Annotated in this window: 20 protein-coding genes; 10 read left to right on the forward strand and 10 right to left on the reverse strand. The window is 68.6% G+C overall.

Annotated elements, in window-relative coordinates; genetic code table 11:
- Nucleotides 1-64: 64 nt before the first annotated feature.
- The 8 genes from ABZ707_RS31340 to ABZ707_RS31375 form a co-directional block, all read right to left on the reverse strand.
- Complete coding sequence (locus ABZ707_RS31340; protein ID WP_360181569.1) at nucleotides 65-502, reverse strand: RRQRL motif-containing zinc-binding protein; 438 nt, start codon at nucleotides 500-502, stop codon at nucleotides 65-67.
- The gene (locus tag ABZ707_RS31345; protein WP_161266721.1) at nucleotides 489-986 is read right to left on the reverse strand and encodes a hypothetical protein; all 498 of its coding nucleotides are present in this window, start codon (nucleotides 984-986) and stop codon (nucleotides 489-491) included. Before ABZ707_RS31345 ends, ABZ707_RS31340 begins: the two co-directional genes overlap by 14 nt.
- Nucleotides 987-1,126: 140 nt before the next feature.
- The gene (locus ABZ707_RS31350; protein WP_360181573.1) at nucleotides 1,127-1,309 is read right to left on the reverse strand and encodes a hypothetical protein; all 183 of its coding nucleotides are present in this window, start codon (nucleotides 1,307-1,309) and stop codon (nucleotides 1,127-1,129) included.
- A complete protein-coding gene (locus ABZ707_RS31355; RefSeq protein WP_360181576.1) occupies nucleotides 1,306-2,814 on the reverse strand; it encodes a hypothetical protein in 1,509 nt (502 codons plus the stop codon). The genes ABZ707_RS31350 and ABZ707_RS31355 overlap by 4 nt, the downstream gene beginning before the upstream one ends.
- 170 nt (nucleotides 2,815-2,984) lie before the next feature.
- Entirely contained in the window at nucleotides 2,985-5,129 is a 2,145-nt protein-coding gene (locus ABZ707_RS31360) for a hypothetical protein (RefSeq protein ID WP_360181579.1), read from the reverse strand.
- Nucleotides 5,129-5,590, reverse strand: a complete 462-nt coding sequence (locus ABZ707_RS31365) for a hypothetical protein (RefSeq protein ID WP_360181582.1) — start codon at nucleotides 5,588-5,590, stop codon at nucleotides 5,129-5,131. The genes ABZ707_RS31360 and ABZ707_RS31365 overlap by 1 nt, the downstream gene beginning before the upstream one ends.
- Nucleotides 5,591-5,696: 106 nt before the next feature.
- Nucleotides 5,697-5,894 carry a hypothetical protein gene (locus tag ABZ707_RS31370; RefSeq protein ID WP_360181585.1) on the reverse strand — a complete coding sequence of 66 codons (198 nt, stop codon included), beginning with the start codon at nucleotides 5,892-5,894 and terminating at the stop codon, nucleotides 5,697-5,699.
- A 1,452-nt stretch (nucleotides 5,895-7,346) separates the two neighbouring features.
- Complete coding sequence (locus ABZ707_RS31375; protein ID WP_360181588.1) at nucleotides 7,347-7,712, reverse strand: hypothetical protein; 366 nt, start codon at nucleotides 7,710-7,712, stop codon at nucleotides 7,347-7,349.
- A gap of 178 nt (nucleotides 7,713-7,890) precedes the next feature.
- Between ABZ707_RS31375 and ABZ707_RS31380 the strand changes: the two genes are divergently transcribed.
- The 7 genes from ABZ707_RS31380 to ABZ707_RS31410 all read left to right on the forward strand — a co-directional run bounded on the left by ABZ707_RS31380 (nucleotide 7,891) and on the right by ABZ707_RS31410 (nucleotide 14,192).
- Complete coding sequence (locus tag ABZ707_RS31380; RefSeq protein WP_360181591.1) at nucleotides 7,891-8,712, forward strand: GntR family transcriptional regulator; 822 nt, start codon at nucleotides 7,891-7,893, stop codon at nucleotides 8,710-8,712.
- Nucleotides 8,712-9,473, forward strand: coding sequence for a glycosyltransferase (locus ABZ707_RS31385; protein WP_360181594.1), 762 nt, complete (start codon nucleotides 8,712-8,714; stop codon nucleotides 9,471-9,473). The genes ABZ707_RS31380 and ABZ707_RS31385 overlap by 1 nt, the downstream gene beginning before the upstream one ends.
- Nucleotides 9,437-10,255 carry a glycosyltransferase family 2 protein gene (locus tag ABZ707_RS31390; RefSeq protein ID WP_360181597.1) on the forward strand — a complete coding sequence of 273 codons (819 nt, stop codon included), beginning with the start codon at nucleotides 9,437-9,439 and terminating at the stop codon, nucleotides 10,253-10,255. Before ABZ707_RS31385 ends, ABZ707_RS31390 begins: the two co-directional genes overlap by 37 nt.
- A 655-nt stretch (nucleotides 10,256-10,910) precedes the next feature.
- The gene (locus tag ABZ707_RS31395) at nucleotides 10,911-13,079 is read left to right on the forward strand and encodes a hypothetical protein (protein ID WP_360181600.1); all 2,169 of its coding nucleotides are present in this window, start codon (nucleotides 10,911-10,913) and stop codon (nucleotides 13,077-13,079) included.
- 88 nt (nucleotides 13,080-13,167) lie between these two features.
- The gene (locus ABZ707_RS31400) at nucleotides 13,168-13,527 is read left to right on the forward strand and encodes a hypothetical protein (RefSeq protein ID WP_360181657.1); all 360 of its coding nucleotides are present in this window, start codon (nucleotides 13,168-13,170) and stop codon (nucleotides 13,525-13,527) included.
- A 153-nt stretch (nucleotides 13,528-13,680) separates the two neighbouring features.
- Nucleotides 13,681-13,953, forward strand: coding sequence for a hypothetical protein (locus tag ABZ707_RS31405; protein WP_360181602.1), 273 nt, complete (start codon nucleotides 13,681-13,683; stop codon nucleotides 13,951-13,953).
- A gap of 47 nt (nucleotides 13,954-14,000) precedes the next feature.
- Complete coding sequence (locus ABZ707_RS31410; protein WP_360181660.1) at nucleotides 14,001-14,192, forward strand: hypothetical protein; 192 nt, start codon at nucleotides 14,001-14,003, stop codon at nucleotides 14,190-14,192.
- 96 nt (nucleotides 14,193-14,288) lie between these two features.
- On the opposite strand, the gene ABZ707_RS31415 is transcribed toward ABZ707_RS31410, so the two are convergent.
- On the reverse strand, nucleotides 14,289-14,501 hold the full coding sequence (locus tag ABZ707_RS31415; protein WP_360181605.1) for a hypothetical protein: 213 nt from the start codon (nucleotides 14,499-14,501) through the stop codon (nucleotides 14,289-14,291).
- A 7-nt stretch (nucleotides 14,502-14,508) separates the two neighbouring features.
- On the reverse strand, nucleotides 14,509-14,754 hold the full coding sequence (locus tag ABZ707_RS31420) for a winged helix-turn-helix domain-containing protein (RefSeq protein WP_360181608.1): 246 nt from the start codon (nucleotides 14,752-14,754) through the stop codon (nucleotides 14,509-14,511).
- 89 nt (nucleotides 14,755-14,843) lie between these two features.
- On the opposite strand from ABZ707_RS31420, the gene ABZ707_RS31425 reads away from it, so the two are divergent.
- The 3 genes from ABZ707_RS31425 (at nucleotide 14,844) to ABZ707_RS31435 (ending at nucleotide 16,802) form a co-directional block, all read left to right on the forward strand.
- Entirely contained in the window at nucleotides 14,844-15,056 is a 213-nt protein-coding gene (locus ABZ707_RS31425; protein ID WP_360181611.1) for a hypothetical protein, read from the forward strand.
- Between the two features lie 490 nt (nucleotides 15,057-15,546).
- Entirely contained in the window at nucleotides 15,547-16,152 is a 606-nt protein-coding gene (locus tag ABZ707_RS31430) for a sigma-70 family RNA polymerase sigma factor (protein WP_360181614.1), read from the forward strand.
- Nucleotides 16,149-16,802, forward strand: a complete 654-nt coding sequence (locus ABZ707_RS31435; protein ID WP_360181617.1) for a hypothetical protein — start codon at nucleotides 16,149-16,151, stop codon at nucleotides 16,800-16,802. Before ABZ707_RS31430 ends, ABZ707_RS31435 begins: the two co-directional genes overlap by 4 nt.
- Nucleotides 16,803-17,337: the final 535 nt, after the last annotated feature.

The raw sequence follows: 17,337 nt of genomic DNA on the forward strand, positions 1-17,337 counted from the left end.
CGACTCCCCTTCACCACCCGCCGGTGGGCGGGTGGATCAGGCAACCGGCAGACGCGGAAGGGGTTCAGGCCGCGGCGGCGAGGTGCTCGCCGGGCGTGCGCATGTAGCTGCCGGGCGCGGCCGGGGTGCCGTCGTAGCACTCCAAGCAGGACCCGAGGGTGCGTAAAGGGAGGCAGTGGTAGTACCGGCGCGAGCATTTCGGGCAGGTCTGCCGCTTCGCCATCGCCTTGTCGAGCGCGAGCTCCTTGGCGAAGGTCATCGGCCGTATCGGCTTAGCCTTCTTGATCTCGTACAGCCACGCCTTGCGCTTGCCGCCCCGGCATTCGATGACGGCGACCGGGTCCTGGCCGCCGGGCCGTAAGCGCCGCTCCCGCAGCTGGCGCCGGGTGGCGAGCCCCTTCGGGGCCTGCCTCCAGCGGTAGACGGGGAGGGCGCCGGTGGGGTCGGCGTAGATGTCGACGTCCCGGACGGCCGGCGGGGACGCAGGTTCAGCGGCGGCCACGGCCTCGGTTGTGTCCGCGGCCGGTGTGGACCTGGACTTTGGCGCGGCCGCGGGCGTTGACGTTGATCGAGCGGCCGCTGCCGGGGCCGGTGACGAGCATCTTCAGCAGGACGAAGCCGACCAGGGCGACGCCCGCGATAATGGCGAGCGCCTTGGCGAGCTCGAGGATGGCGGCGGCCAGGAAGTAGACGCCGACCCCGGCGACTCCGACGATGAACGCGACCAGCGCGGCCTTCACCAGGAGCGGGGAGACGTAGGGCTGCGGGGCCGGGGCGGGCGGCGGCGTGTAGTACGCGACCGGCTGCCCGTTGGGGCCGGGCATCATGACGACGCCGTCCAGGCCGGCGGTCGGCGGGTAGACGACCGCGCCCTGGGGGAGCGGGACGACGTGCTGCCCGTACGCGGGGGCGGGCGGCTGCCCGTACTGGGGCGGCAGCGGCGTCGGGTAGTAGGTGGGCTGGGGCTGCTCGCCGTAAGACGGCATGATGGGTCCTCTCCTCGATGGGGAGCCCGGACGGATCGCTGGCGTGTGAGGTCCGGGGGAGGCTTCGGCCTCTTCACCGGCCCCCGAGGTGGCTTCAACATCTCGGGGGCCAGTGGAGCCGTCGAAGCTCGGGTGTGCGTTCAGTCGGTGAGCTGGCGCCACCGCGTGGGCAGCAGCTCGTCCCGGCGCAGCAGGATCGTGGGCGGGTGCCCGGGGCCGGCCTTGGGGAGCAGGGCGACCGGCTCGGTGCCCAGGTGGGTGAAGTCGAACTCGAAGTCCGTGTCCACGGCGTTCTCTTCCTCTTCGTCGGGCCGGTGGGTCATGCCGCACCGGCGCTGTCGCTGTCGTCGTCCTCGAAGACGTCCAGGGCGTCGGCGATGACCGACTCCTCGAATCCGTCCTCTTCCGCGAGGCGCTTCTTCGCGGCGCGGACGCGGTCTCCGACCCACGTCTCGCCCTTGCCGTACTGGCTTCCGAGGCGCTCCAGGTCCGGCGCGATGCCGGACAGCGAGCACTTCGCGATGTACCGCTCGGCTTCGTCACGCTGCTTCTCGCGCACTTCGCGAGGGATCCGGCCGCCGTTTTCCGAGGCGGTCAGGGCGGGCACCGCGCTGAGCGCGACCCCACTTTCCGAGGGACGGCCCGCAGAAATCGAGGCGCGGGCGCCTGCACTTTCCGAGGTTCCGCGAGCCTTGGCGGCGGCCCGCTCCAGGGCGCGCTGCCGCTTCAGCTTCTCGGCTTCCTCCAGGGCGCGGGCCTCAGCCTCAGCCCTGATCCGCTCAGCCTCAGCGGCGGCTTCGGCCTCCTTGCGCAGCGCCTCCGCCTGGGCTTCGGCTTCCTTGCGCAGCGCCTCTGCCTGCGCTTCCGCCTTGACGATCTCCGCCTGGCGGGCTGCCTCACGGTCCCGTTCGGCCTGCTCCCGCTCCCACTCCTCACGGCGGCGGCGGTCCTCGATCTCGGCTTCGGTCTTGCGCCGCGACGCCTCGATTTCTGCGGACCGCTCGGTCAGCGCGAGCCGCTCGCGTTCCGCCTCGATTTCTGCGCGGCGGGTACGGTCGGCCGCCTCGATTTCTGCGGCGCGCCGCTCGTTTTCGAGCCTCGCGATTTCCTCGCGTTCGCGCCGGGCGGCCTCGCGTTCTGCTGCCTCGCGCTTCGCGGCGGCCTCGCGTTCCGCCTCCTCGCGCTTCGCGGCGGCCTCGCGTTCGGCTTCCTCGCGGGCTCGCTTTTCGGCGGCCTCGCGTTCCGTGGCCTTCGCGGTCTCGAACTGGGCGATGACCGCGTTCAGTTCGCCGCGCCGCCGGGTCGCGTACTTGCGGTAGCCGGTGGCGGCTTCCGCGAGCAGGATCAGCAGCGCGGGGGCGACGGAGTGGAGCAGGATGCCGCCCGCGTCGGGCTTCTGCGGGATGAAGTGGAAGTGGCCGTCCGGGTAGAGCGACGTCCAGCAGTTCATCACCCAGGTGGAGAGGCCGGCGGTCCAGCGCAGCAGGAACGGCCAGCCGCCGGGCTTGTAGTCGCCGCCGTGTTCGGCGAGGACGCCGTCGACGTACAGGACGGTGATCAGGGCGAGGCTGGCCAGCGGGTCCAGCATCCAGGCGATGTACCAGGGGATCTGGTGGGAGATCCCGAACAGGGTCACATTCACACAAGTGAAGATCAAAGCGCCGCCCCCGAGGGTGAGCAGCGCCTTGGTGACCATGGCCAGGACCTCGTCCAGCTTGGCGATGGACTTGCGGGCCTTGACGGCGTCCGCCTCGCTGACCGGAGGGGGCGGGAGGGGGGTCTTGGGCGGCCCGGCCTGCTTCGGCCGGGGCACGGTCGGGGCGCTCATTCTGGCTACCTTCCGTAGTGTGCGGGGGGAGTGTGCGGCGCACACTGCACAGGGTGCAAACCGGGATCAATCACCTGTGTGCGGGCTCACACACTGGAAATTCCCTAGGGAGAGGGAGGGGCCGCACAGTGCGGTGTGCGCTGTGCGGCCCCTCCCGGGATCGGTCACTCTCAGTTGTCTTTTTCGAGCGGGGAGCGGATCAGGTCGTACGATCCGTAGCCCTCCTCGGACTCGTCCTTGGCGATGACACCGTCGTCCAGGAGCTGCTTCTTCAGGCGGTTCCACCAGTCGCGGGCGCCCTTCTTGTTGACCCGCATCCACAGGTCGTTGAGCTCCTTGGGCTCGAAGTTGTCTTTGCCTTCGCGCACCCAGGAATCCAGGCGAGCAAAGATGGCGGCCTTGGTGTCCTCGGGGGAGAGCTTCTCCTCGTCGGCCACTGCGCCGGGCAGCTGGAAGACCGGGGCGTCGTCGGCCGGCGCCTCGATCTCGGTCTCGACGCTGAGGTGGTCGTACGCGCCGGGCTCGGGGTCGGCCTCCAGGATCCGGCGCAGCTCCTCGTCCAAGTCCTCGGTCTCCTTCGCGAGCAGGTCCGGGTCGATCTCCACGTCCTCGTCCTCCTCGTACTCGTCGTCGGCGTCGTACTCGGAGGCCGGGTCCGCCGCCGGGGCGGCGGGGGCGGCCTGCTGCTGGGGGAAGGCGCCGGATCCGTCGGCGTCGCCCTCCAGGAGCGGGGTGGTGAAGAAGGTGCGGTTCGTCCACAGCGCGCCGAACGCCTCAGCGGTCGTGGCGTCCATGGGCGTGCGCACGTTCATGCCCGCGGTGACGGCGGCCGCCAGGGTCGGGCGGTCGGCGTTGTAGGTGCGGGCGGTGACCGCCCAGCGGTCCTCGGGGATACCCATCCCGGCCGCGTACAGGTAGCCGGGCTTCCTGTTCGCCCAGCCGGGGAAGGCGCCGGCGTCGATCGCCTCGGGCGGCAGGACGTACTGGGCTTCCGCGCCGTCGGACAGGCCGTAGGCCATGCCGGCGGGGTGGTTGGAGCGCGCCGTGGTGTTCATCTGGTCGTGCGTGGCGCGCTGGATGGAGGAGAGGAACCAGCCGCCGGTGGAGCGCAGGGTGCGCAGCACCTTGGCGTACTCGTCGCCGTCGGCGAAGTCGGCGGCCTCTTCACCGATGATCACCAGGAAGTTCAGGCCGCAGCCCGGCTTCCACTTGGCCAGGCCCTTGGCGGCGAGGTAGTCGCCGCGGGCCTTGATGACGGTGTGCATCTGCTTGAAGAACCGGCGGGCGTCCTTCTCGTTGGTGATCACCATGTCGGCGGCGTGCCGGACGTGCCCGTAGTCCTGCATGAACTTCGAGCAGTTGATGACGATGACGGACACCTCGGTGCGGGTGGCGGCCTCGGTCACGATGATCGAGTTGCCGACCGTCTTGCCCGCGCCGTTGACGCCCTGGGCGACGCAGTGCTCGACGTTCTGCCCGCCTTCGACCTCCTGGAAGTCGTTGAGGACGCCGGGCAGGTTGAGCTTGAGCGTCTCGCCGTCCTCGTACCGTCCGAGGTTGATCGGCAGGTCACCGAACCCGGCGCCGAACGCGGACGGGCCGGGCCAGGCGAAGCCGTCCTTGAGGAGGTCGGCGACCTGGACCCGCATGGTGATCAGCGAGGCGTCGTCGTCGTCGACGGTGTGGGTGATGCGGCCCTGCCCAAGCTTGAGCGCGGAGGTCATGGCGGGGATACGGCGGGCGAACTCGTCCGCCGTAGCCCCGTCCTTCGCCTCGATCTTGGCGACGACCGTGCCCTTGCCGTTGGACTTGGCCTCCTGGAGCTCGTGTTTGGCCAGTCCGATCTCGGATTCGAGCTTGGCCCACTTGCCGCCGGCCTTCTCGCCCGAGCCCCTCTTGTACAGCGCCGACCAGAGGTGGTTCGCGATGCACAGGCCGGACCCGGCGAGCATCCAGGCGCCCATCGTGGCGCCGGACTCCAGTCCCACCACGGTGCCCAGGGTGACCCCGGCCGTGGTGGCGACGGCGTTGACCTGGTGGAGGTAGCGCACGTCCTTCTCGCGCTTGGCCTTGTGGTCCATGTGGTTGATGAACTTGGCCAGGGCCGCGCCGGTGCCGGCCAGACCGAGCGCGGCGAGCGCCAGAGAGGCCGGCGTGGTGGCGAGCAGCACGTGGGCGGTCTCAGCGACGACGCAGCCGCCGATGTTGATGCCCCACGGCCCGCCGTGAGTGACCCATGCCTTCTTCGAGGACTCCTGCTCCTCTTCGGTACGGGTGTCGATCTTCTTCGCTCGGGAGGAGATACGGCGTGCCATCACGCTGCCCTTCCGGCCTCGCCCGGACGCCCGGCGGCGCCCTTGGGCTTGTCACCGATGGAGAATCCGGGCTTCTTCGAGCCCTTGCCCTCGCGTGCCTTCCGCTCAGCCTCGATCTCGGGCTGGATGAAGTGCTTGACGAAGGAGGCGTACATCTTGATGCCGCTCAGTCCGAGGACCTTCGCGGCGGACGCGCCGCCCTTGAGGTGGGCGGACACCAGCTTCGCGCGGATCTTGGACTGGGTACCGAAGGTCCACCACTTGCCCTTGTACTGGGCGAGGATGGCGCCGACCATGTCCGCGTCCATGCCGATCCGCATGTGGAGCTCCAGGCCGATCGCCCGCAGGATCCGGGCGTACTGGTAGAGGTCGCGGTCCGTCGTGAACTCGATCTTCTCCAGCTGCTGGATGAGCTGGGAGAGGTTCGAGCCGAGCTTCTCGCCACTGTCGCTGTCGCTCATGTCGGGGTGGGGTCCTTCCAGATCGGGGGTCGTGCGGGAATCGGGGGCTGTCACCTCCCCGCGGGCCCGCACCTCTCGGTGCGGAGCCACGGGCAAGCGGCAGAAGTCACTTACTGGCGGCGTTGGCGCTGGAGATCGCGGCGCCGATGCCGGTGCCCATGCCGTCGATCGCGGTCGCAAGCGGCGATGTCGCCAGGGCGTAGCCGCACACGAGCGCGGCGATCAGGACGCCCGCTCGCATGTCGGAGCGCCAGAACAGCCAGGTGGCGCCACCGGCGAGCAGGAACAGAGGCAGTGCAATCACGAGGTCCTCCAAGGACGGGGAGTCGGGGAAGTGCTCTCCAGCCACGGGCCGAACAGAGCGGGGAAGCGAGTTCCGGCGCTCTCCACCGTCACCGGACCGCGTGGGCGGTCCGGTGACGACTGGGCAACACGGGAGATCGCGGTGACCTGGCAGAGCGTCACTTCTTGCTGAGGTCGGCGCCGTACGCGCTGCCCGAAGGCGGGTGGATGTCGGCGACGCGGTGGCCTGCCTCCCACGCGCGGGCGGCGGCCACCGCGGCGGCCGCCAGCAGAGCGCGGGTGACGGGGTGTCCCAGGCCACGCCGGATGACCGCCCGCGCCGCCAGAAGCTGCGCGGCGCGGGCGGTCCGTATGTTCGGGATCGGAACTCCTACCGTCCGGTGAACTGTCCGGTGAATTCAGCTGGGCATCAGCACCCGCAGGTGCCGCCCGGCGGGATCCGGTAGGTGACTTGGGCTCCGCATTCGGGGCACTGCCACAAGTGCCGCAGAACCGCGTGGACGTGGATCAGCGCGCGCATCGGGCACCTCCCGCGCGTAGCGTCAGCAGCGGGCGGAGAGTCTCACCGGGACACATTTCGTTGAGCGTCCGGCGGGCGCGGCGCCCGGTCCGGGCGGCCCGCTGGTTGCCGTCGGCGACCAGGTGACGCACCAACTGGTGGAAGTCGTCGGGGGCGAGTGTCTTGCCTGGCTCCCGGCGTGGCAGCGGCGGCCGGCCCGGGTCAGCGAGCAGAGGAACGAGCAGGGCCTCCTCCCCAACGGACGCGACGGGGAATGCGGTCGGTCGGCTGCCGCACTGGCAGGACTCGAAATTGCCCCCGCATACCGGACAGGTGCCGGTGGCAGATACCGGCACCGTGCTCGCGATGGTCGTGACGGCCGGGACCGGCCGTGTCATGATCTGGTCTCGCACAGAAATTCCTTTCGACGGTGGCCTGTGTTCGCGGCGCCCGGGGCCTTCACCTCCCGGGCGCCGCTCTGTGCGTGGGGCGTCCTGCTGTACCCCCCGCCAGCCGCCGCCCCGTGATACTCGGGCGGCGACGACGGGCAGCGCAGGCTGCGAAATCATGTGGAACGCGGCCTCTTCCGCCGCGCGTGATCGCCTTCTGGGAGCCGGAACCTCGGCTCGGTGCCAGACAGGGAGACGATGTGCCCTGTGGTGCTGTGCGATATGAACCTGGTCCTCTGTCCCGCTCGCCCGAGGAATCGCTCTCGGGGTCGTCGCGCTACCGGCGTCCGTTCCCTCGGACCAGATCCGTTCTTTTGAGTCGGGTCGCCCCTACGGGGCTTGCCGACTGGTCTCCACTCACCTCGGCTGGTGTGGTCACGGCCGTCGTATCTGTGGTGGATCACTCTGTTGAGTTGTACTGGTCACCGACGGTTCCGGCTCCCACATCCGGCGCCGCCAGCGGCGGTTCCGGGTGAAGGAGCCGGGTCCGAAGACCCGGCTGGAGCTAAGCCGCGAGCGGCAGGAGCGTGGCGGTGGTCGGCGGCGTGATGCGCAGCTGCGCGGCGTAGGGGAGGAGCACGTCGACCAGGCGCTCACGGACCCGCTGCGCGATGGTCGGGTCATCTGCGGTGATGTCGCGGGCGGCGAGCATTCGGTTTTCGCGGGCCTCGATCGCGGCGACGGTGGCGGTGATATCCAGGCCGTCCAGCCGCTCGTGGGAAAGGGGGCCGGCCTCGTACATCTCCAGGGGTGTGCCGAAAGCGATGTCCACGTCGATGTCGCCGAAATCCGGCAGCTCCACGTCGATCGCGTCCAGCAGCTCCTGGGTCTCGGTATCGAAGACCTCGGCGGAACTGCGGGTGAAGTCCATGGGGGTGCTCCTCTCAAGACAGATCCAAGACCGACCTGCCTAGGCAGGTCAGGCGCTGGAAAGAGACTTGCAGCACGGAGCCGCCATGTCAACACCTGCCTACGCAGGTTGCATCGCCACGACAGACTTCCCTAGTCAGGTGTTGCAAATGAGCCCAAAGATCTGAGAAGGTGCGCGCATGAGCTCCCAGTCACCGGGCGAGAAATCTCCCGCCCCCTACGACGCCACCCGCCTGGCGGAGGAAATCGAGGCGCGCGTCACCAGCGGCAAACTGACTCCTGGTGAAGCACTGCCGCCTGCCCGTGAGCTGGCCGCGCGCTACGGCGTCAACAGAAACACCGTCGTCAAGGCGATCACAGCGCTGAAGGCCCGGGGCATCCTGACAGGGGCGGCAGGCGGCCGCACCTGGGTGCGTGTGCGTCCTCCTCAGATCACCCGTCATAACAGGCGCTACCAGATCGAGAAGGACTCTGTCCTTTCCGACGATGCGGCTCGCGCGTCATACGGTGTCTCAGAAGCGGACAGCGGCATCCCGGTGCAGCACCTCTACGAGGACATCTGCACGTATGAGGTCGTTCGCGGCCCGGAGGACGTGCGCCACATTCTGCGTGTACCTGACGACGAGATGCTGCTGCGGAGGACGTACATCCGACGGCATGCAGAGCGCGCGGGCGCCGGCACCTCCACCAGCTATCTCACGTACGCTCTCGCCAGTCAAAACGAGGCGCTACTCGATCCGAGTAATGAGCCGTGGCCTGGCGGCACCATGCATCAGCTCTACACGGTGGGTGTGGAGCTGGGCAGGATCGACGACCACGTGCTGGCGTCTATGCCGACACCGGAAGAGCAGGCGCTCCTCGACATCCCCGCGAGCGTGCCTCTGCTGCGCGTCCGGAAGATCTCCTACTCGACTGAGGGCAGGGCGGTGGAAGTCTCGGAGATCCCCCTCCCCGGCGACCGAGCGACGCTGATCTACACGACGCCGCTGGAGGGCTGGTAGTGCCCACCATCAGCGTCATCACAGCCGTTATTGACGGACGGCACAATTACCTCACCGACGCGTGGGAGTCGCTGGCCAGTCAGCAACTCCCAGAAGGGTGGGACTGGGAATGGGTTGTGCAGGAAGACGGGACGACTGGTAGGCCCATGGCCTGCCTGCCGACTGACCCTCGGATCAGGTCGGCGGGTGGTCGGCGTGGCGGTGCGGGTGTTGCTCGGACCATGGGGCTCACACGAGCGACGGGAGACCTCGTACGCGCCCTCGATGCTGACGATCTGCTCACACCCGGCGCGCTGGCCAGAGACATCTCGGCGATGGAGGAACACCCCGACATCGGCTGGTGCATTTCCAGTTGCCTTGATCTACTCCCAGACGGGTCCTACAAGCCCGGCCCCAATGACCCGGCGGCGGGTCCGCTCTCAGCTGAGACTCTGCGCCGCCAGCTGGAGGCCGATGAGTTTCCAGTAGTCGGAACACACCTGGTCATGCGCCGCGATCTCGTCTGGGCACTCGGTGCATGGCCGGCCTACCCAGCTCTGGAAGCTCTGGCTCTCGTCCTCTTCTGTGCAGCAGTTGCTCCAGGTCTGATGATCACAGAGCCTGGCGGTATCTACCGAAAACACGACGCCATGACCACCGCAGGGACCGGATACCGCGAGGACGTCAACGTGCCGCTGCTGCGGAGTTCGATCCTCCACCGCATGGATGCATTGCGGTCGTCGGGATGGACCTGGAGTTCTACCGCAAAGAAAGGCTCCTAATGAGCGGCGTTATTTCAGTTATCACACCTGTTCACCGTGCCGGTCTGGCCTATCTATCGGCCGCCTACGACTCCTTGGCATCCCAGCATCTGCCCTCCGGCTGGTCCTGGGAGTGGCTGGTGCAGGAAGATGGCGGCGATGTCGATAGTGCGGCAGTTTTGCCCAGCGACTCCCGCATTCATATCGCGGCATCCCGCAAGGGCGGCCCGCACGTGACACGCACGGTCAGCCTCGGCCGGTCATCTGGCGATCTCATCAAGAATTTGGACTCCGATGACGTGCTGTCAGTCGGAGTACTGGCGCGCGATATCGAAGTTCTTACCAATCACCCCGACGTGGGCTGGACCACGTCTGCCGTCATCGACCTCTTGCCCGACGGCAGTACCACCACGTTTCCTGGTGATCCCGTCGGCGGCCGTATCCAGCGCACCGCGGTCTACCGTCACTGGAGCCAGCACCGGCGCGCACAGGTACACCCTGCGACGATCTGCGCCCGCCGGGACCTCGTCCTCGCTCTGGGCGGGTGGATGGCTCTTCCCGCCTCCGGAGACACCGGGCTCCTGCTGGGCCTGGACGCTGTCGCGGACGGCTGGTTCCACACAGAGGTGGGATTGCAATACCGCAAGCACGAAGGGCAGATCACCGCCGATCCGCGTCATACCAAAGGCCCGGAATGGGAGGCACGTATGGCCGTGATCGGTGAGCACGCACGCGCTCTGCATTCTCTGATTGCTGGCGAGGCACCGAATGTCCTGCGGTCGAACTCGCACCCCATCTCCTGACGGCGCGTTACGTAGGTAGGGTGGCTCAGGACTTGATCTACGAAACCGAGGACCGCTGGGAGGTGATCGCGAAGTGAAGATAGCTCGTGCTGCGGAACCACACACACCGCCAAGCCGTTTGAGCGACGTGATCATGTCGCTCCGGCCGGTATCGCGGATGCTGACGCCAGCCTCCGGATCAAGGGAGTTGGGATGACCTAGGTCATCGGCCGCAGCCGTGTCCGTGGTTTGGCGACCACGTGCGGCGTGCGGCCCGTCTGGCTCGGTCGGGGTGGCACCCGATCTGAGCGAAAGTTCTGGGGCCCTTTGGCAAGGGCCCCCGGTGACTCCTTGGCAGGAGTCACGTCCGCAGTACCCGGTCCTTTGGCAGGGACCAGTTCCGCAGTACCGGCCTCTGGCAGGGCCGGGTATACCCGCTCCTCGCGGAGCGGCTCCTCATCCACGTCCAAGTAGGAACAGGAGCTGTTGTCATAGTGCACGACCAGCCCGGGCCTTGTCAGGTCCGCCATGGCGTCCGGCGTATCCCGCCGGGCGGGACGCCCTTGTACGGTGGCGTCCCGCCCGGCGGGAACGTGATACAGATCACACAATCTCGCTCTCGCTTTCATACGGATGCCGTCCGGTCGGCGGTCCGTTTCTCATCAGCGGCGTCCCTGTGAGCGCGGTCGCGGCCTCCGCCGCCCACTGGGAGAAGGGTCGACGCCGTCGGCTGCGGTCGGTCCCGGCGCAGGCCGGTCCGGTCGCGCGACTGGAGCTGGGCAATCCGCTCCAGCTGTCGAAAACGATGCGGGCCCGGCTGCTCGCCGCGGTGCGCGCGCTGGTGACGTCCCCGGCGCTGGCCGGTGCGTCCGACGGCACGCGGCTGGCGTCGGTCGTGCTGACAGCGAAAGCGGATGCGCGCAAGGACTTCGAGACGTCGATCTGGGCGGAGGAGCTCGGTCGGTGGCTGGGGGTCTCCCAGTCGACGGTCGCGCACACGGTGCTGCCCGAACTGCGCGGCGCGGAGTTCCTCGGCTCGAACGTCGCGACCAACGCCATCGGGTGGGCGACGGGCCTGGAGTGCTGGGTGATCCCGATGTACCGGGCGCAGCAGGCCGGCGACCGGCGGCACGCCCTGGCGCTGTCCCGCTCGGAGCTGGCGGTGCTGCTGAGCCTGATCACCGTGCTGTTCGGTCCGGGATGGGAGCCGAAGGACAAGCCGCCGATCCCGGCCGGACTGCTCGCCGGTCGTACGGGCCGGGGGGCTGCGACAGACCGGCTCGGGCTGCTGCTGATGGTGCTGACGACGGGTTCGACGGGCTGGCTGCAGCTGTGCCCCGGGTCGGTCGACACCGACCGGGGGCGTCCGGCGGCGACGGTCGCGCGGCTGCTGGGCTGCACGGCTGCGGCCGGGGCGAAGGTCCTCAAGCGCCTCCAGGAGCACGGCGTCGCGGACGTGGTGCGCAAGGAGACCGGCTCGGGTCTCAACGCGCAGTCGCGGGTGCGCCTGGTGCCGGTCGCCAAGGCCCACAGCGTGGCCGTACGGGAGGCCCGCCGGGTCGCGGACGCCGTGTTTTCAGACCTCGCCGGTACTGCATCCGGAGATCTTGAGTCCGGCAAGACGGGCGAGACCCTTATGACGACTGGGATCGAGGGTGCCAGGCAGGACGGGATCGCCGGATCGGCAGACCTCGCCGCAACTGCACAGCACCACGCTCTCCACGCTTCTGGGGTTACTCCTGGTGGTTCTCTGGTGCTCTCTGGTGGCTTTTCCGGCGAAGGCCGTAGGGCGACCGGTGGTCTGCCGGACCGCGCGTGCGTGCGCGAGAACGGCGGCCCGCTCCGCGGGGAACAGCAGGAGAAGTCCCCAGTCGTCGAAGGCATGAACGGCCGCCGCGGGCCGGTGGCCGGTGCTCCGGTGCGGGTCGTGGACCGTGCGGGCCAGGGCAGGCAGCAGCGGGGCAGGGTGCCTCTGCCGCCAGAGGATCTGCGGGTCGTCCTGGCTCCGGTCGACCTGGTGTGGGCGCGCCTGGAGCGTCCGGCCGCCCGGAAGCTGGTGGAGGCTGCCGCCCGTAGCGAGCTGGCCCGGGTGGTCGGCCTCGCCGGCCGTACGGACGCACCGCAGATCCTCGCCGACCGGGTCGCCCGACGCCTGGAAGACCAGATGCGGCTGGCCGGGCCGATCCAGGACCCGGTGGGCTGGCTGATCGGCCTGGCCCTGCCCCAGCGTCAGCAGTGCGGCGACGTGCGGTGTGACGACCGCGTGCTGGTCGGCTCTGGGCAGGACTGCCCTCGCTGCGAGGAGAAGCAGGCCGACCGCCGCGACCAGCGCCGTGCGGTCGCGGCCGCCGTCGACGCGACGATGCCGCACGCCTCCGAGACCGAGCGCCGCACGGCGACCGAGCAGCAGCTCCACCAGGACATCACCGCCCAGGCGTGGATCCGCGAGCACCGGTGGGCACAGGTCCGCGAGCAGCAGGCCGCCGCAGCTCAGGCCCGTGCCGAAGCCGCGGCCGCGCAGCCGGCCGACGACGTCCCGGCCGCACCGGTGGCACCGGTCGTGCTGCCTACGCCGTGCCCGGCTGCCGTCGTCCCTGCTCCGGAGCCGGAGCCCGCCGACGTCGACGACGATCAGGAGCTGGTCCTCGAGGACCTCACCCGGGAGCAGGTCTTGGACTGGCGCAGCCGCGCCGCCGTCGACCACCAGCTGGTGTTCAACCACATTGATCGCTACGGCGAGTTGTCGGCGCAGCGCCTGTTCACCCGGGCGTTCGTCGCCCAGGTGCAGCGCCTGGCTGACCTTGGGCACCTGGACCTCGGCTACACCACCTGGGGGCAGATGTGAGCGCCAGCGAGGCGTTCGGGGCAGGGGTGTGTGCGTGAGCGACGAACGAAACGACTCTCCCGACGCCGCGCATCGGCGCCCCGTGGGCATGACCGACACAACTGTGGAGGCGCTGGGCGCCCTGTCGAAAGCCCTGGAGACAACGGAGCGGGCCCGGGGCGCCCTGTACGAATTCCACCAGCTGACCGGCAACGCCGACTTTCAGGTCGGCGATGCGGCCCGGCTCCTGCGTGAGGCCGGCCACCACGCGGAGGCCGATCTTGTAGAACGCGAGATCCTGGGTCGCAACGTGATCCCCGGACACTGGACCTTCCAGATCATCGAGGCATACAACCAGAGCTACTACCGGCCCTTCGTCGACATCGAGCAGCGCCTGATCCAGGAGCTCGCCCAAGGCCGCGACCATCTCTTCGAAGCAGAGCTGAAAGAGGCACGCCGAACCAGGTAGCCGCGTCGACCGCTGATCGTAGATGGCCGCCGGGACTCCCGGCTGCGCGTCGCGGCCAGCTTCTCTCCACCAGCACGGACGAGTGGATCTCGGTGAGAAGGAGGCACCGGCTGCCCGGGCGGCCGTACCGTACGAGGTGGGAAGGAGACCATCTTGGATGCCACTTTCAAGACCGTCATCGGCGGTGAGGTCGTGGAACTGCCCGGTACGATCGCGGCCGTGCGCGCAAGCATGGACGCGGGCAGGGCCGCGGAGTTCGACCGCGAGATCGAGCACGTGCCTGCCGCCGACCTCCCGGCCGTCCTGGTGCGCTGGGCGCTGGCGGGCACCGGCGCGGATGAGGAGGACGAGCTCCTCTTCGAGCGCCTGTCCCGCGGCGAGGACATTGGTGCCACCGATGCCGCGCCGGGCTCGGAGGTCGCGTGAGCTACCGTCTCCAGTACGCCCCGCCCGCCGACCAGGCGCGCGGGGCGATGCCCAGCGCGTTACGGGCTGTCTTCGACGCGGGCATGCGCCGCCTGGCCTCTGATCCGTACGGGCACGGCTCCACTCCGGTCAAGGCCGATGCCGACCGGCGCGAGGCCACCATCGGCGGAGTCGTGGTCCGCTACTACATCAGCGCCGCTGTGCTGATGGTGACCGTCGTCCGCGTCGTCTACATCTGACAGGCCGACCCGGTCGGCCTGTCAGCGAGCCGCTGACAGTGAAGCGCCGTCGTCGGCCGACGTCCGTTGGGCCATACCGCGTGAGGGCAAAGGTAGTCAGCTCTCGGAGGTGTCGTTGTCGGCGTGCCGATCCAGCGAGCGGATCAGCCGCTCAGCCCGGATCAGCACGGCGATGAACGCGACGGTGCCGACCAACATGATGGACCAGGCAACTGCCTGCCACGTCGATTCGTTGCGGAACACGTACGGCGTGAACATCGCCATGACGACGGCGAGTAGACCAAGTGCGGCCAGCCAGAACAGCCTCATCGCAACCTCAAGTTTCGTGATTCGGTGAGCCTGCTGCGACGAAGCTGCCCATACCTGGGGTGGTGGTGATCAGACCTTCATCCCGCAGGGCCGCGGTCGCCTTGCGGATGGTGCCGCGGGCCACGTCGAACTCGTCCTCCAGCCGGACCTCGGAGATGAGGTGCATCGGCGGGTATTCGCCAGAGGTGATCCGGTCGCGGATTACAGCGGCGATCTGTTCCCACTTGGGTCGCGTCGGGTCGAAGGCGGTCACACGTCCGGACTGTACGTAACCGGACACATGAAGGCATAGACATACATACCCATAGCTAGGTGTGAACAGGGGTGTATAGGGTGTCGCGTGTGAGTGACGACGCGACAGGCCCCAGCGGCAGCGCCGCACAGGCCGGGAACCCTCCAGTGGCCGCCTCCCGGCCGTGCCACTGGTGTGGCAACGACACACAGAGGACGACCCTCATCCGCATCACACCCGGCTCCGCCGGAGGCCGGGCCAGCCGGCAGTACGCCTGCGACGCCTGCATCCAGGCGAACGGGTTCACTCCGCTGCTCGACTGAGATGCATCGCGCGCTCGATCCCCGCCGTCCAGGTCCATGACGTTGACTTCGCACTTGGGCGCGGCGGCGAGTCCCTCCATGAAATCGCGCAGCCTGATGGCGGGTTCTCACTCCTTTGTGTGGAGCGAGAGAGGCGGGCTGGAGCGGCGTGCCGCAGTCGACCTGCGGCGTTCTGAGGGGTACGGGCACGACGGCAAGCATGTTGTGAGTTATGTCACTTGACGGAGCGACATGTTTGCCTTCGGCATGTGCCCGATTCCTTTTCGCTGTTCAGGGCTGGTCTCGGGCAGGCGCATACCCTGCGTGAGGCGCTACGCAGAGCGGTCGTTCGAGATCATGGAGTGATTTTTTTTCGGGGGTGATGCGTGATCGGCGCCGGATCTCGACATCGTGGAGCTGTGGCCAACAACTGGCCGCGCCAGACCTGTTCGGACCACCCTCAACGAAGAGGACACCCTGTGATGAGCACCCGCGCATGCCGGAGGCCCGAGTGAGCGAAGAGGACGTTGTCGGCGGCGTCTCGCCCCTGGAGGGCGGTTACAGTCAGCCGGTCCATGAGCCGCTGCCCCTGCCCCTCGACTACGAGGCCTTCTATCTGGGACACCAGGAGTTCTTCCACACCTTTGCCGAGATCCACCTCGGCAGCCGCGGCGCGGCTGAGAAGGCGGTCCATCAGGTTTTCCTGGAAATCCTGGCCGGCTGGGAGCAGTTGCTCCAGGAGGGCGACCTGGAGCAGCAGACCCTCGCGGTGCTCCAGCGTCATGTTTCCGCGTCGCTGCAGTGGGAGGACCGGGATCCGGCGTTCGTGATCAACGGTCCGATAGCCCAGACGCTGCGGGCGATCCGGGACGAGCTGGAAATCACGGATGGCTCCCGGGGTTTGTACGAGGCGATTGCCCAGCTGCCGGTCCGTCAGTTCAATGTCATCGTCCTGCGCTACCTCATCGGCTACCCGACCGCCCGCATCGCCCGGTTCATGGGAGTGGACGTGCGCACCGTCGATTATCACAACCGGAAGGCCAAGGAGCGTCTGCGCGTGCAGCTCGGGCTGCCGGCCGATCAGACCAGGACCACCAAGAAGGGACGCAGCCAGTGACAACCACGATCGACGACCTCCTGGCCGCCGCCGCCGTACCGACCACCTCTCCGGCCGCCTTCGACGTCGGAGCGGCACTGCGCCGGCTGGCCTCCGACGCCACGCAGACCACGCCGTCGCCGGACATGGTCCGAGCGGCCAAGGCCGGACAGCGCCTGGCCGTGATCTCCCGCTGGATCCTCAACGCCCCGTCCGCAGCGATCCATGTCGACCGCCTGGTCGACCGGGAACCGCCGGCGCAGGGCGAGAACCAGATCGATGTGGAAGGCGCCGCGGTCTTCGCGTGCCTGCTCTACCTGACCGGCCACCCCGAGTCCGCACAGTTTTGGTGGCAGCTCGCCGCCGGAGCTGGTCACCGGGCCGCTGCCTACTGCCTCCACCTGCACCACCTCGCACTGGGCGAGACCCGTGAGGCTCAGCACTGGCGTCACGAGGTCACTCACACCGCCGTCGACGTCGACGCGCTCGACGACGACTTCCTCGCCAGCCTGGAAGCCGTCGCCGGCTACGTCCGCAAAAACGGCTCCGAAGCGAGCGCGCCCACCGCCACCCTGGAGATGGAAGTTGACCGCCTCGCCGAGCAGAACGTCATCATCCGCCGGCCGGACCGCCGCCTGGCCGACCGGCTGAGGGACTTCATCCACCGCTGACCAGCCGCCCCACACACAGCAAAGGAGCCCCTGCCGACCTCGGTTCCTAGGCCACCGGTCGAAAGGGCTCCCTGTGCGACATCCCCTGCTGAGAAAGGACATCTCCATGCACCATAGCCCCTGCCCCCCGGGCCCCCGCAAGGCCACCGGACGACTCCACCGGCTCGCCCGCTGGATCCTGCGGCACCGGTCGACGGCGGCGGATCAGCTGCTGCGCGGCGCGTGCTACGGCGCCGGAACCGGCGCCGTTGGTCTCCTCACCTTCTGGATCCAACACCGCCTCTGAGAGCCCGTCACCCCTGACCGGCCCGCCACAGCCACCGTGGCGGGCCGATTTCACCAGGACTCGTGCATGCGGCTGCTGGGCCGCACGGCGGCGGGACGAAGGTGCTCAAACGCCTCCAGGAGCATGATGCCGCGGACGTGGGCGGCGCCCGCGCTCAGAGGCGCTGTGAGGCCAAAGCCGCCCGACTTGCTGGGAACATGGCGGGCCTTCCGTGTCAGCAGCGTGTCGCCTCCAGCCTGTGCGATCCAT

It is taken from the genome of Streptomyces sp. NPDC006923 (assembly GCF_040635655.1).
In the GTDB taxonomy this organism is placed as follows: domain Bacteria; phylum Actinomycetota; class Actinomycetes; order Streptomycetales; family Streptomycetaceae; genus Streptomyces.

What these genes read in the sequence shown, in the direction of transcription:
- ABZ707_RS31345 (WP_161266721.1), bottom strand. Translation starts at nt 986, where the DNA reads ATGCCGTCTTACGGCGAGCAGCCCCAGCCCACCTACTACCCGACGCCG.
- ABZ707_RS31350 (WP_360181573.1), bottom strand. Translation starts at nt 1,309, where the DNA reads ATGACCCACCGGCCCGACGAAGAGGAAGAGAACGCCGTGGACACGGAC.
- ABZ707_RS31355 (WP_360181576.1), bottom strand. Translation starts at nt 2,814, where the DNA reads ATGAGCGCCCCGACCGTGCCCCGGCCGAAGCAGGCCGGGCCGCCCAAG.
- ABZ707_RS31360 (WP_360181579.1), bottom strand. Translation starts at nt 5,129, where the DNA reads ATGGCACGCCGTATCTCCTCCCGAGCGAAGAAGATCGACACCCGTACC.
- ABZ707_RS31365 (WP_360181582.1), bottom strand. Translation starts at nt 5,590, where the DNA reads ATGAGCGACAGCGACAGTGGCGAGAAGCTCGGCTCGAACCTCTCCCAG.
- ABZ707_RS31375 (WP_360181588.1), bottom strand. Translation starts at nt 7,712, where the DNA reads ATGGACTTCACCCGCAGTTCCGCCGAGGTCTTCGATACCGAGACCCAG.
- ABZ707_RS31380 (WP_360181591.1), top strand. Translation starts at nt 7,891, where the DNA reads ATGAGCTCCCAGTCACCGGGCGAGAAATCTCCCGCCCCCTACGACGCC.
- ABZ707_RS31390 (WP_360181597.1), top strand. Translation starts at nt 9,437, where the DNA reads ATGGACCTGGAGTTCTACCGCAAAGAAAGGCTCCTAATGAGCGGCGTT.
- ABZ707_RS31400 (WP_360181657.1), top strand. Translation starts at nt 13,168, where the DNA reads ATGACCGACACAACTGTGGAGGCGCTGGGCGCCCTGTCGAAAGCCCTG.
- ABZ707_RS31410 (WP_360181660.1), top strand. Translation starts at nt 14,001, where the DNA reads ATGCCCAGCGCGTTACGGGCTGTCTTCGACGCGGGCATGCGCCGCCTG.
- ABZ707_RS31415 (WP_360181605.1), bottom strand. Translation starts at nt 14,501, where the DNA reads ATGAGGCTGTTCTGGCTGGCCGCACTTGGTCTACTCGCCGTCGTCATG.